General features: G+C 71.9%; 12 protein-coding genes. 7 read left to right on the top strand and 5 right to left on the bottom strand.

Annotation, left to right across the window (positions count from 1 at the left end; all coding sequences use genetic code 11):
• From FNH08_RS28895 to nhaA, 4 genes are all read left to right on the top strand, one after another.
• On the top strand, positions 1 to 351 hold a 351-nt coding region (locus FNH08_RS28895), incomplete at its 5' end, for a hypothetical protein (RefSeq protein WP_228034414.1).
• A 61-nt stretch (positions 352 to 412) separates the two neighbouring features.
• Positions 413 to 1,846 carry a flotillin family protein gene (locus FNH08_RS28890; RefSeq protein WP_152774470.1) on the top strand — a complete coding sequence of 478 codons (1,434 nt, stop codon included), beginning with the start codon at positions 413 to 415 and terminating at the stop codon, positions 1,844 to 1,846.
• A 117-nt stretch (positions 1,847 to 1,963) separates the two neighbouring features.
• Positions 1,964 to 3,034: a PucR family transcriptional regulator gene (locus FNH08_RS28885; RefSeq protein WP_152774469.1), complete on the top strand. Its 1,071-nt coding sequence runs from the start codon at positions 1,964 to 1,966 to the stop codon at positions 3,032 to 3,034.
• 287 nt (positions 3,035 to 3,321) lie between these two features.
• Complete coding sequence (gene nhaA, locus FNH08_RS28880; protein WP_152774468.1) at positions 3,322 to 4,638, top strand: Na+/H+ antiporter NhaA; 1,317 nt, start codon at positions 3,322 to 3,324, stop codon at positions 4,636 to 4,638.
• A gap of 126 nt (positions 4,639 to 4,764) precedes the next feature.
• Here the strand turns inward: nhaA and FNH08_RS28875 are convergent, their stop codons facing one another.
• Complete coding sequence (locus tag FNH08_RS28875) at positions 4,765 to 6,213, bottom strand: hypothetical protein (protein ID WP_322725647.1); 1,449 nt, start codon at positions 6,211 to 6,213, stop codon at positions 4,765 to 4,767.
• 114 nt (positions 6,214 to 6,327) lie between these two features.
• On the opposite strand from FNH08_RS28875, the gene FNH08_RS28870 reads away from it, so the two are divergent.
• Positions 6,328 to 7,593 (top strand): molybdopterin-dependent oxidoreductase, encoded by a 1,266-nt coding sequence (locus tag FNH08_RS28870; protein ID WP_152774467.1) that lies wholly within the window; start codon positions 6,328 to 6,330, stop codon positions 7,591 to 7,593.
• A gap of 337 nt (positions 7,594 to 7,930) precedes the next feature.
• Here the strand turns inward: FNH08_RS28870 and FNH08_RS28860 are convergent, their stop codons facing one another.
• The 3 genes from FNH08_RS28860 to FNH08_RS28850 are packed head-to-tail and all read right to left on the bottom strand — an operon-like array spanning position 7,931 to position 10,052.
• On the bottom strand, positions 7,931 to 8,713 hold the full coding sequence (locus FNH08_RS28860) for a class I SAM-dependent methyltransferase (RefSeq protein WP_152774466.1): 783 nt from the start codon (positions 8,711 to 8,713) through the stop codon (positions 7,931 to 7,933).
• Positions 8,710 to 9,333, bottom strand: a complete 624-nt coding sequence (locus tag FNH08_RS28855; RefSeq protein ID WP_152774465.1) for a TIGR04282 family arsenosugar biosynthesis glycosyltransferase — start codon at positions 9,331 to 9,333, stop codon at positions 8,710 to 8,712. Before FNH08_RS28855 ends, FNH08_RS28860 begins: the two co-directional genes overlap by 4 nt.
• A complete protein-coding gene (locus FNH08_RS28850) occupies positions 9,330 to 10,052 on the bottom strand; it encodes a glycosyltransferase family 2 protein (RefSeq protein ID WP_152774464.1) in 723 nt (240 codons plus the stop codon). Before FNH08_RS28850 ends, FNH08_RS28855 begins: the two co-directional genes overlap by 4 nt.
• 126 nt (positions 10,053 to 10,178) lie before the next feature.
• Between FNH08_RS28850 and FNH08_RS28845 the strand changes: the two genes are divergently transcribed.
• On the top strand, positions 10,179 to 10,958 hold the full coding sequence (locus FNH08_RS28845; RefSeq protein ID WP_228034412.1) for a response regulator transcription factor: 780 nt from the start codon (positions 10,179 to 10,181) through the stop codon (positions 10,956 to 10,958).
• Positions 10,959 to 10,960: 2 nt separating this feature from the next.
• Positions 10,961 to 12,073, top strand: coding sequence for a sensor histidine kinase (locus tag FNH08_RS28840; protein ID WP_152774463.1), 1,113 nt, complete (start codon positions 10,961 to 10,963; stop codon positions 12,071 to 12,073).
• Positions 12,074 to 12,104: 31 nt separating this feature from the next.
• On the opposite strand, the gene FNH08_RS28835 is transcribed toward FNH08_RS28840, so the two are convergent.
• The gene (locus tag FNH08_RS28835) at positions 12,105 to 13,103 is read right to left on the bottom strand and encodes an NAD-dependent epimerase/dehydratase family protein (RefSeq protein ID WP_152774462.1); all 999 of its coding nucleotides are present in this window, start codon (positions 13,101 to 13,103) and stop codon (positions 12,105 to 12,107) included.
• Between the last annotated feature and the right edge of the window lie 209 nt (positions 13,104 to 13,312).

The following is a 13,312-nucleotide window of genomic DNA, read 5'->3' as shown; positions in this document are numbered from 1 at the left end:
GGCTTCGGCGGGGCCATCGCCACCGGTGCGGCGAATGCCGACCCCGTGGTCGCCACCGCGGTGGGCGCCGTCTGCGGGCTGGGCGCGGCCTGGCTGACGTACCGCTTGAGCTGTGCGCTGATGCGCGATCAGACGGCCGTCACCCCCACCGGGAGCGATCTCGTGGGCACCTCGGGCAACGTGGTGACCCCCATCCCGGCCGACGGCTTCGGTGAGGTGCTGCTCCGACTTGCCGGCCAGCCCGTGAAATTTGCCGCCCGCAGTGCTGGACCGGTGGCGCGGGGCGCAGAGGTGTGGGTGGAGGCGGCGCCGACCGCCACGTCGGTCGTGGTCCGCCCGGTGGACCTCTGATCCTTCCTCTTTCCTCAGTTTTTCTCAGTTCTTTTCTCGTATGCGAATCGGGGGCACTGCCATGAGTTCTGTCGTCGTCGCGGTCGTGGGAGTCGTCGTACTCCTCGTCCTGCTGGCACTCGTCGTGATCACCCGCTACAAGGTCGCGGGCCCGAGTGAGGCGTTCATCGTCACCGGTCGGCGTGGCAAGAAGGCCACCGATCCGGAGACAGGCCGGATCTTCACCGACAACAGCGGGCAGAAGGTCGTGGTCGGTGGTGGGGTGTTCGTCGTGCCGTTCGTGCAGCAGAAATTCACCCTCGACCTGTCCTCCCGGCACATCCCCGTCGCGGTGCGCGGCGCGGTCACCCTGCGCGGGGTGAAGGCCCACCTGGAGGGGGTCGCGATCGTCAAGGTCGGCGGCACCGAGGACTCCATCCGCGCCTCTGCTCAGCGGTTCCTGATGCAGCAGGACGGCATCGTCGGCTTCACCCAGGAGGTGCTCTCCGGTGCGCTGCGCGCGATCGTGGGCCGCATGTCGGTGGAGGACATCATCCGTGACCGGGCCGCGTTCGCCGGCCAGGTCGCCGAGGAGGCCGAGGCGAGCCTGTCCGGGCAGGGCCTGGTCCTGGACGCCTTCCAGATCCAGGACATCACGACCGAGGGCTCGTACCTGGAGGACCTCGGCCGACCCGAGGCGGCCCGCGCCAGGCAGGAGGCCGACATCGCCGAGGCCGTCGCCCGCCGCGCGGCCGAGCAGGCCCGGCTGAAGGCCGAGGAAGAGATCGCGATCGCCCAGCGGACCTTCGCCCTCAAGCAGGCCGAGATCAAGGCCGAGACCGACGAGGCCGCCGCGCGTGCCGCGGCTGCCGGCCCGCTCGCCGAGGCCGCGCGGAGGCAGGAGGTGCTTGCGGAGCAGGAGAAGGTCGCCGAACGGCAGGCCGCGCTGACCGACCGCGAGCTGGACACCAAGGTCCGCAAGCCCGCCGACGCCGCCCGCTACCAGGCCGAGCAGGAGGCCGAGGCCCGCCGCATCGCGCTGGTCAAGGAAGCCGAAGCCGCCGCCGAGCGGGCCCGGTTGACCGGTGAGGGCGAGAAGGCACAGCGGGCCGCGCTCGCCGAGGCCGTCCGTATCGAGGGTGAGGCCGATGCCGCGGCGATCACCGCGAAGGGCACGGCCGAGGCCGAGGCGATGCAGAAGAAGGCCGACGCCTTCGCTCGGTACGGCGACGCGGCCGTGCTGCAGATGCTCGTGGAGGTGCTGCCGCAGGTCGTCGCCAAGGCATCCGAGCCGCTCAGCGCGATCGACAAGATGACGATCATCTCCACCGACGGCGCCACTCAGCTGTCACGTACCGTCGCCGACAACGTCGCACAGGGCCTGGAACTGCTCGGCTCCACCACCGGAGTCGACCTCGCCGAGTTGCTGAAGGGCATCACCCAGCGGGCCGGCGGTTCGCAGCCCGCGACGACGGGGCCCACTGGGGCCAACGGGAAGGTCGAAATCACCGGCTGACGCCGCCAGTCGGTCGAGGAGCGAGCCCGGGCGGTCCTGGCACCGCCCGGGCGGGCCCGTTCGTGCGGGCATGCGCTAAAAAGACGTCGACGGCGCATTCAGTTCGGGGGGACCTACATGGTGGGGCGGGACGTGTCCGAAGAGAACGAGGAGTACGTGGAGGGGTACGCCCGTATCCTCGCGGACGCCTCGGTGACCGGCCGCCGACTGACCCGGGAAGACCTGGATTCGCGCCGTGCGCTGGGCGTGCAGGCGGCGGAGGCCGGCCTCGGGTTGCGCGCCCTGGTCGGCGCCCACCTGGCCGCCACCCGGGCGTACTGGCCGGCAGGGAACGGCGCGTCCGTGGACGACGTGCTGGCCGCCGTGGAACAGGCCGTCGATGCCTTCGCCGAGGGCTACGAGCGGGCGCAGCGGCTCGCCGTACGCCGGGAAGAAGCCGCTCGCCGCGAATTCATCGACGATCTGCTGTACGGCCGCAGCGACCTGGGCCGGCTGGCCCAGCGCGCGGAACGCTACGGGCTGCGGCTGTCGTACGAGCACGCGGTCGCCGTGGCGCGCGGCACGGTCGCCTACGAGGAAGGCGATGCGGTCCTCCGGGAGGTGGAGCATGCGCTGATCGGCCGGTTCGGTGACCGGAGCATCCTGCTGACCACCAAGGACGGACGGCTGGTGTGCATCGCCCCGGGTGATCAGGGCGAGGTACTCGCGTACTTCGCCAAGCAGGCGTCCTCTGCCACCGGGGGCGGGCAGGTGGCGATCGGCCGCCCGCAGCCCGGCGCGGCCGGCGTCGTCCAGTCCTACGAGGAGGCCCTGAACGCCCTCGACCTGGCCGACCGCCTCGAACTCGACGAACCCGTGCTGCGCGCGGCGGACCTCCTCGTCTACCCCGTCCTCACCCGCGACCGGCAGGCCATGGCCGATCTGGTCGAAAGCGCCCTCGGCTCGCTGCGCCAAGCCCGCGGCGGCGCGCAGCCGCTCCTGGACACCCTCACCGCCTATTTCGACTCCGGCTGTGTGTCCGCGGAGGCGGCGCGGCGGCTCTCGCTGAGTGTGCGCGCTTTCACCTATCGCCTGGAGCGCATTCACAAGCTCACCGGTGCCGACCCGTCCGACCCGGTGCACCGCTACACCCTGCAGACCGCGGTGATCGGGGCCCGGCTGCTGGACTGGCCGACGAAGCCCTTCTGAAGTCCCTCGGGAGGGGCCCGTCGGCCCGCCCGCGGTGGCCGGGGACAACGCGCTGTGCTCTGTTGCTGGGCCACTCACAGCTCTGCGGAACTCGGGGGCCGCGGACGTTGACCGTGATGGCAGTCACAGAAAGCTGTGCGCCCCGGGGAGCGCCCGGGGCGCATACACGTGGCTGCGACGGATAGTGTGTAAAGAACGCGTCAAGAGGCGCGGGGTGTGCCGGGAAGTCTGGTCGGCGTCGAAGGGGCACGTGTGCCCGCAACTCGATGCTGTGGAGGTCCTCCCGGATGCGTGACGGCCGGCGTGAGCGTTCTGTCTTCCTCGGCCTGCTGCCCTGGCCGGAGCGCGTGCAGGTGGCGCGTGCCCTGCGTACGGAGACGGTCGGCGGGCTGGTGCTGCTGGCGGCGGCCGTGGTGGCGCTGGTGTGGGCGAACACCCCATGGAGCGGCGCGTACGAGGACCTGCGCGACGCCCACTTCGGGATACCCGCGCTCGGCCTGGACCTGTCGGTGGGGCACTGGACCGCGGACGGGCTGCTGACCGTCTTCTTCCTGGTCGCCGGGATCGAGCTGAAACGCGAACTTGTCGTCGGCGAGCTGCGGACCCCGGCCACCGCCGCCCTGCCCGTGGTCGCCGCTCTGTGCGGCATGGCGGTCCCCGCCGCCGTCTACCTGGCCACCACCGGACTCGGAGGGGGCAGCGGTCAGGGCTGGGCCGTGCCGATGGCCACCGACATCGCCTTCGCGCTCGCGGTCCTCGCGGTGCTCTCCACCCACCTGCCGTCCGCCCTGCGTGCCTTCCTGCTCACCCTGGCCGTGGTCGACGACCTGGGCGCGATCCTGGTGATCGCCGTCTTCTTCACCAGCGATCTCAACCCGATCGCGCTCGCCGGGGCCGTGGCCGGGCTGGTCGTGTTCTATGTGCTGCAGCGGTTCCGGGTGCGCGGCTGGTGGTGGTACATGCCGCTCGGGGTGGCGATCTGGGCGCTGATGTACAACGGCGGGGTGCACGCCACGGTCGCCGGCGTGGCGATGGGTCTGATCCTGCGGACCACACGGGACGAGGGCGAGGACGCCTCGCCCGGTGAGCGGACCGAGCATCTGCTGCGGCCGGTCTCGGCCGGCGTGGCGGTGCCGCTGTTCGCCCTGTTCGCCGCAGGGGTGAGTGTGTCGAGCGGCGCGGTGGGTGAGGTGTTCACGAGCCCGGAACCGCTGGGAGTGGTGCTCGGGCTGGTGGTGGGCAAGACGGTGGGGATCTTCGCGGGCACCTACCTGGCGGCCCGGTTCACCCGGGCCCGGCTCAACCCCGATCTGGCCTGGGCGGATGTCTTCGCGCTGGCGGTCCTGGCCGGGATCGGCTTCACGGTCGCCCTGCTGATCGGCGAACTCGCCTTCCCCGACCCGGCCGACGCCGAGCACATCAAGGCCGCCGTCCTGCTCGGCTCGCTGATCGCCGCGACGGTCGCGGCCCTGCTGGTCAAACGCCGCAACAGGATCTACCGCCGCCTGTGGGAGGCCGAGACCCGGGACGAGGACGCCGACGGCATCCCCGACATCTACCAGCACACCGCCCCCGGCCGGGACAACACCGACGGCACCAGCTGAAGGAGGGTGGCCGTGCGCGCAAGGGATCTCGCAGTTCGAGACGCCGTTCGAGCCCGGAAGAAAAAGAACAAGCTGAGCGAGTGGTGAAGATCTACGGGCTGGGGCTGCCGGGGCCTGTATCTCCCGTCACCAGCCGGTCATCAGCAGGTGATTGAGAAGCAGGGCGAGGACGGCCTGCGCGGTGAGCCAGGCGCGGGGCCGGGGCAGGAACGCGCATGCGGCCAGTAGCCACATGGCGAACGGCAGCCAGATGCGCTCGGTCTCCGCCTTGCTCATCCCGGACAGGTCGGCGATGAGCAGAGCAGCGAACGCGGCGGCGACCAGCAGGGCGAGGCGGACGTCGGGGGAGGTGATGGACCAGCCCGTCCGGGGCACGACACGCCGGCGGAGGGAAGAGCCGACACGTACGGCAGTGCCGTGGCGGTCGTCTGTCCGCACCTCCGTCTCTGGAGGGTTGAGGGGAGAACGTGCCTTGAGGCGTGTCAGAGGACCAAGGAGCGTGGCGCCGGTTCGTCGTAGGCCGGCCACTGTCGCCGGGCCGACGACCAGGACCGTGCAGGCGAGATTGGCCCACACCCAGTAGCCGTAGGGCCGGATGCCGCCTGCCCCTTGGTAGTAGCGCTCGACCAGGAGGTGATACGCCTCCCACCAGTTGAAGCCCGCGAGGGTGAGGACGAGCGGGACGACGGTGATTCCGGCGAGGGCGTAGGGCAGGGGCCGGGCTCGTCGGGAGCCGAGCAGCAGGACGGCGCCCGCGATCACGGCGAAGAGGGTGAGGCCGTAGGAGAGGTAGCAGGTGAGGCCGAAGAGGAGCCCGGAGGCGAAACCGTTGAGCCGCGGCCGGTGTCCGGTGACCGCGAGGGCGAGGAACGCGATGCTCCAGGCGGCGACCGCGGCGAAGTAGCCGTCCGCGGACGTCCCCATCCACACCGCGGCCGGTGTCAGTACCAGGAACGGTGCTGCCCGGCGCGCGAGGGCCTCGTCCGCGAGCGCCCGCATGGCGATCAGTACCGCCACGCACGCCGACGCGCCGACGGTGATGCACCAGACTCCGGCCCAGCCCCCTCCGCCGAGCCCTACCCGGTCGAGCAGGACGAACGTGAGCGTCGCCGCCGGCGGGTGGCCCGCCACATGCGGGGGCCAGTGGTCGGGGGAGTGCAGCAGGATGTGCCCGGTGAAGTCCCGCAGCGTCGCGGGGATGTCCTGGAAGCGGTCGATGACCTGCAGGTACTCGTACCTGGTCGTGAGCCGCGTCGCGATCCCGCGCTGCCAGCCGTCGATCAGCGCCAGTGACCACGTCCACGCCATCGCCGTACCCCAGGCGGCGGCGAGCAGCGCGCGCCACGGCAGCCGGGCGGCCACGCGCGGGCCGTACGGCACGACGGCGACCGCGACGACCAGCGCCGCCGGGGTGCCGGGGCCCACGTGGGGGCCCCAGTTGGCGTACAGGGGAGGCCAGCCCACGTGCAGGTTGTCGTAGGTGAAGTGGAGGTGCCGGCCGACCAGGACGGCCACCACGACGAGGAGGACGGCGGCCAGGACAGCGGCCAGGTCGCGGAAGGGGGTGCGGATCACACACGGAACGCTAGGGCGGAAGGGGCCGAACAGGGTCGCCCGCGGTGCTGACGTCAGAGTTTCGTCATGGGTCGCGCACCCCTGTACAGGCATGTTCTTGCCTAACGTCGGGACATGCCCGACGAACGCCTGCCTTCCTCCCCCGGTTTCTGGCGCAGTCCCCTGCGCGGTCCGTGGTTCACCTCGGTGCTCGGTGTCGTGCTGCTCGGCGGGATCACCGTGCTGTTCGTGACGGGACTGCTGTCTTACGCCGCGTACAACCCTGATCTGTCGCCGGTGAACGACAAGACCCCGGACAAGGGGCTCCTCGGCTTCTACCTCTTTGCCTGGCCGACCGATCCGCACTGGCTCTACCGGCTCAACCAGGGCGTCCACGTCACGCTGGGCATCACGCTCATCCCTGTCCTGCTGGCCAAGCTGTGGTCGGTGGTGCCGAAGCTGTTCGCCCTGCCCCCGGCCCGGTCGCTCGCCCACGCCCTGGAGCGGATCTCGCTGCTCCTGCTGGTCGGCGGCGTGCTCTTCGAGTTCGTGACGGGGGTGCTCAACATCCAGCTGGACTACGTCTTTCCCGGCTCCTTCTACCCGTTGCATTTCTACGGGGCGTGGGTGTTCTTCGCCGCGTTCGTCGTGCACGTGGTGCTGCGGGCGCCGGCTGCCGTCCGCAATCTGCGTCGCATGCGGGAGGGGCAGGAACCGGAGGAAGAGTCCGGTGCGCAGCCGGAGTTCCCGCTGGTCTCCCCGCGGCCGGCCGAGCCCACGGTGTCGCGGCGTGGCGGGCTGTGGCTGGTCGGGGGCGGTTCGCTGCTGCTGTTCGGGACGACCGTGGGGCAGAACTTCGACGGTCCGCTGCGGCGGACGGCTCTCCTCGCACCGCACGGAGGTGCCGATCCGGGCAGTGGCCCGAACGGCTTCCAGATCAACAAGACGGCCGCGTCCAGAGGGATCAGCGCGGCGGAGACGAGTGAGGAGGCGTGGCGCCTGGTCGTCAGGGGGCGCTCCGGAACGGTCCGGTTGAGCCGAGCCGAGCTGCTGGATCTGCCCCTGTACAGTTCGGCGCTGCCCATCGCCTGCGTGGAGGGCTGGTCGACCTCGGACCAGTGGTGGCGGGGCGTACGGCTGCGGGATCTCGCTGCCTTGGTGGGATACGACGCGGACGCGGCGCCCGACGTCCTGGTGGAGTCCCTCCAGCGCCGAGGGGCGTTCCGCTCCGCGGCCCTGCGCGCCAACCAGGTGCGCGACCCGCGCTCCCTGCTGGCGCTGGACGTCAACGGTGAGCCGCTGAGCCCCGACCACGGTTACCCGGCGCGGGTGATCGCGCCGGCTGTGCCCGGCGTCCTGAACACCAAGTGGGTGGCCCGGATGACATTCGGCGACCTCTGAGAGGACCTGCGATGAGACCTGTGATGCGCATCCGTGTGAAGGTGGGCAGCCCGCTGCAGCTGCTGCTCCTGGCCTGCTCGTTCACGCTGGTCGGCTACGCGGGTGTACGGCTGCTGGCGGACGACTGGTTCCAGGTGGCGCTGTGGTTCGTGGGGGCGGCACTCCTCCACGACCTGGTGCTGCTGCCGCTGTACGCGGTGGCGGACCGCGCGGTCGTGGAGTCACTCGGCGCGGCCGGCCACCGGGAACGGGCCCTGTATGTCCGGGTGCCGGCCGCTCTGTCCGCGCTGCTTCTGCTCGTATGGTTCCCGCTCATCAGCGGCCGGGTGGCGGACCACTACCCCTCGGCGACCGGCCTGTCCGGGGAGGGCTTCCTCGCCCGCTGGCTGCTGATCACGGCCGTGCTCTTCGGCGGCTCGGCGCTGCTGCTGGTGCTGCGGCTGCGCAGGGCGACGAAGCAGCGACCGCCGGCCGCCCACTGATCGACGGCACACCAGCCCAGCGGGCGGGCGTACCGGAGCAGGGCCGGGGTGCCGAGCCGGGCCCAGGGGAACAACGGGGCGCCGGCGGTCCCCGGGGCATCGGCTCCGCGCACGATGTGGACGTCGATTCGCTCGTCCACGTCGACCGGGACCGTCTCGGCGATCAACAGGCCACCCGGCAGCAGCAGTTCGGCCAGTCTGCGGAGCAGGGCGTGCGGGTCGCCGCCGATGCCGAGGTTCTCGTCCAGGAGCAGGGCGGTGTTCCACCGGCCCTCGCCGGGCAGGGGTTCGAAGACCGACCGCCACAGGGCCTGCCCTCCGAGCCTGAGGGTGTGGGCGATGGCGGCCTCGCTGATGTCGATGCCGAGTGCGGTCCGGCCGCGGGCGGCGAGTTCCGCGACCAGCCGCCCCGGCCCGCACCCGACGTCGAGCACGGCACCCTCACACCGGTCCAGGATCCGCAGGTCCACGGCGTCGGCGGGCGCGCACCACCGCTCCACGTCCAGGGGCAGCAGCCAGCCGTCGCCGCGGCGCAGGAAGAGCGGTCCGTGGCCGGCCTGGAGGGCGTCGGCGTAGGGGTCGGCGGACCAGTTGTGCTCCGCGGTGTCCGCCGCCATCACCTCGTGTGCCGTGCTCATCGGCTGCCGACCGCCCGGAGCCGGTTGAGTTCCGCGGCGAAGTGGCCGTGGGGCGCCAGGGCGGCGACGGCTTCGGCGTCCGCGGCGGTGTCGACGTCCCGCAGACGCGGCAGGTCACGCACCCGCAGACCCGCGTCCACGAGCCGGGCGCGCTGAACGGCGCCGGTGACGGGCGTCGACATCGGGACCCCACGCAGCAGCTCAGGGTCCGGCTCCGCCAGCCCGAGCGCCCAGAAACCGCCGTCCTCGGCCGGACCGAGGCAGGCGTCATACCCATACCCGTCGAAGTCCACGGTGAGTAGTTCCGGTGTCACCTGCGGAGTGTCCATCCCGATCAGCAGGGCCGGACCGTCGCAGCCGGCGAAAGCCGCCGCCAGCCGCTCGTCGAGACCGCCCGCGCATTGCGGTACGACATCGAAGCCGGGCGGCAGCCAGGACCCGGCCGTCCCGTCGAGGACCAGGATCCGGCGCCGGGCGGGTGCCGCGGCCACCGCGCGCAGGGTGTCCGTGAGGGCCGCTTCGGCGAGCACTGCTGCTTCCTCGGGCGTGAATGGCGGGGTGAGCCGGGTCTTCACCCGACCAGGCCGGGGTTCCTTGGCGATGACGAGCAGGGTGGTCATCGACGGCTTCCTCCCCGCTCCCGCGCTGTGGCCGCCGTGGGTACGGCCGGTTCCTCGGCCAGGACGCGGCTCATGTCCCGTACCGCCTGCCAGGTGCCGCGCCAGGTCCCGGTCACCTTCGAGGCACCGGACCGAGGCAGGTACGGGACATCGTGCTCGGTGACGCGCCAGCCCGCGTCGGCGGCGCGCACCACCATCTGCAGCGGGTAGCCACTGCGCCGGTCGGTCAGACCGAGACCGAGCAGCGCCTCGCGGCGGGCGGCACGCAGCGGACCGAGGTCGTGCAGGCGCAGGCCGGTGCGGCGGCGCAGCATCAGCGCGAGCGCGAGATTGCCGGCCCTGGCGTGCGCGGGCCAGGCGCCCCGGCCCTGCGGTCGGCGACGCCCCAGCACCAGGTCGGCCTCGCCGCCTCGCACCTCGCGCACGAACGGCACGAGCAGCGCCGGATCCAGCGAGGCGTCACAGTCACAGAAACACACGATCTCGGCACTCGCGGCGGTCAGCCCCGCATGACAGGCGGCGCCGAAGCCGCGGCGCGCTTCGTGGACGACGGTCGCGCCGAGGCGGCGGGCGATGTCGGCCGAGCCGTCGGTGGACCCGTTGTCCACGACGAGGGCGCGCCAGCCAGCAGGGATGCGGTCGAGCACCCACGGCAGGGCTTCGGCCTCGTTCAGGCAGGGGAGGACGACATCGACGTCCTCGGGTTCGGAAGAGGTCATCACGGCTCTCACCCTACGAACGCGAACAGTGCATAACGGACATCGGCTCCTTACGAAACACGGACGTCCGTGCCTGCCGGCCGCTGGAGGGCGACGCGGACGAGCCCGCGATGCGAGGCTGGCCGTATGCAACAGCAGCCGTACGAGCCCGCGGCGGCCAGATCCGCCGGTGGCGACAGAACCGGTCGTGGGGGCGGGGCCGCCCGCGTCCTGGTGGTCGATGACGACCCCACGGTCGCGGAGGTCGTCTCGGGCTACCTGGACCGCGCGGGATACGTCGTGGACCGGGCAGAGGACGGGCCGACCGCCCTCGCCGCCGCTGCTGCGCACTGGCCGGACCTGGTGGTGCTCGATCTGATGCTGCCCGGCATGGACGGCCTGGAGGTGTGCCGCCGGATGCGTGAGCGCGGCCCCGTGCCGGTCATCATGCTCACCGCCCGTGGCGACGAGGACGACCGCATCACGGGCCTGGAGGTGGGCGCCGACGACTACGTCACCAAGCCGTTCAGCCCCAGAGAACTGGTGCTGAGGGTGGAGTCCGTCCTGCGCCGCACGCGGCCCCTCGCGAGCGCGCGCCCCCTGGACACGGCCGGCCTCACCGTCGACCCGGCCGCCCGCCGCGCCACCAAGAACGGCGCCGAACTCGCCCTCACCCTGCGCGAGTTCGACCTGCTCGCGTACTTCCTCCGGCATCCGGGCCGGGCGTACAGCCGCGAGGACCTGATGCGGGAGGTGTGGGGCTGGGACTTCGGCGACCTGTCGACCGTCACGGTCCACGTCCGACGGCTGCGCAACAAGGTCGAGGACGACCCGGCCCGGCCCCGGCTGATCCAGACGGTGTGGGGCGTCGGCTACCGCTTCGATCCCGCCGGCCCTTCTGGCCCTTCTGTCCAGGGCGAGGAGTGATCATGAGCGCCACCCTGCTCATCGCCGTGTACGCCCTCCTCGGCGCCGGCGCGGCCGGACTGCTCGGCGCCGGAACACTGTGGCTGCTGCGCCGCCGCTCACTGACCACGTCACTGACCGTGGTGGCGGCTGTCGCCGTGACCTCGATGCTCGCGGGCACACTGGTCGTGGCATGGGCGATGTTCCTGTCCGCGCACGACCTGTCGGTGGTCACGACGGTGGTCGCGATGGCGGCCGTCGTCTCCCTGGCCACCGCGCTGCTGCTGGGCCGCTGGGTGGTCGCCCGCAGCCGCGCACTCACCCTCGCCGCCCGCTCCTTCGGCGACGGCGGCGACTTCACCGCACCCCACGGTCCGGCCACCGCCGAACTCACCGCGCTCAGCCGCGAACTGGAGGCCACCAGCGCGAAGCTCGCCGAGTCCCGGGAACGTGAACGCCTGCTGGAGTCCTCCCGCCGGGAACTCGTCGCCTGGATCTCGCACGACCTGCGCACCCCGCTCGCGGGCCTGCGCGCGATGTCCGAGGCGCTGGAGGACGGCGTCGCCACCGACCCCGCCCGCTACCTGAAGCAGATCCGCACCGAGGTCGAACGCCTCAACGACATGGTCGGCGACCTCTTCGAACTCTCCCGCATCCACGCCGGCACGCTGGCCCTGTCGACCTCCCGGATGTCCGTCTACGACCTGGTCGGCGATGCCCTCGCCGGTGTGTATCCGCTGGCCCACGAACACGGGGTGCGACTTGTCGGGGACAGTATCGAGCCGGTACCGGTGGAGGTGGACGGCAAGGAGATGAGCCGTGTCCTGGGCAATCTCCTGGTCAACGCGATCCGGCGAACCCCCGCGGACGGCACGGTCATGGTGGCCGCCGAACGCCTGCCCGACGGTGTGGTGTTGTCCGTGACGGACGGCTGCGGCGGCATTCCGGAGGAGGACCTGCCCCGCGTGTTCGACACCGGCTGGCGCGGCACGCATGCCCGCACGCCTCCGGCGGGCGCCGGGCTGGGCCTGGCCATCGTCCGCGGCATCGTGGAGGCCCACCAGGGCAGCGCCACCGTACGCAACATCCCCGGCGGCTGTCGCTTCGAGGTGGTGCTGCCCGCGGCCGCTTCCTGAAACGGGCAGCACCACCGGTCCACCAAGGGCCCTACGCGCGCATCCCGGCCCGTGCGAACTCCCGTACGCCCTCCTCGAAGCCGACCTCCGGCTTCCACCCCAGCTCGGCCCGCAGCCGCGACGAGTCCGCCGTGATGTGCCGCACGTCGCCCAGCCGGTACTCGCCGGTCACGACCGGCGTCGGGCCGCCGAACGCGACGGCCAGCGCCCGCGCCATCTCCCCGACGGTGTGCGGCTCTCCGCTGCCGGTGTTGTACGCCGTGAGCGCGCCGACGGCCGTATCCGCCTCCAGCGCCACCGCGTTGGCGGCCGCCACATCCCGCACGTGCACGAAGTCCCGCCGTTGCCGGCCGTCCTCGAACACACGCGGGGCCTCACCCCGGGCGAGCGCCGAACGGAAGAACGAGGCGACCCCGGCGTAGGGAGTGTCCCGGGGCATCCTGGGTCCGTACACGTTGTGGTAGCGCAACGACACCGCCGTCCCGCCCGTCGACCGCGCCCAGGCGGCGGCGAGATGCTCCTGGGCGAGCTTGGTCGTCGCGTACACATTCCGCGGATCGGCCGGGGCATCCTCGGCAACCAGCCCCGGCGACAACTCCAGCCCGCACACCGGACAGCGCGGCTCGAAGCGCCCGGCCTCCAGATCGGTGACGGCCCGCGGCCCCGGCCGCACCACCCCGTGCCGCGCGCAGGTGTACCGGCCCTCCCCGTAGACCACCATCGATCCGGCCAGCACCAGCCGTCGGACGCCCTTCTCAGCCATGGCGGTGAGCAGTACGGCGGTGCCGAGGTCGTTGCGGGAGACGTACTCCGCCGCGTCGGCGAATCCGGTGCCAAGACCGACCATCGCAGCCTGATGGCACACGGCGTCCACACCTGACAGGGCACGGCTGACCGCCTCCCGGTCCCGCACGTCCGCGCCCGCCTCCTCGCGCACGTCGAACACCACAGGCTCGTGCCCGCGCGCTTGAAGCACCTCGACGACATGGGACCCGATGAACCCGGCACCGCCGGTGACCAGTACACGCATGCGCCCACGCTAGAGCGGCGAACCCGCCGGACCAGGGGACCGCGCCCAGCACGTCACCAGTCCGTAAGACAACGTGCCGCCCGATGGCCAGGGCACGGCGTGACGCAGCAGTTCGCCTCGGGCCGGGCGGCATCCGACGCTTTCCGGAACCTCTGACACTGCTTGCCGGAAGGGCGGTACGAGTCAGTCCGGCTGCTGCAGGGAGGGGG

The organism is Streptomyces spongiae (genome assembly GCF_009377185.1).
Lineage (GTDB): Bacteria > Actinomycetota > Actinomycetes > Streptomycetales > Streptomycetaceae > Streptomyces > Streptomyces spongiae.
Note: the sequence above shows the minus strand (reverse complement) of the source record. Positions and strands in the feature narration are given on the sequence as shown.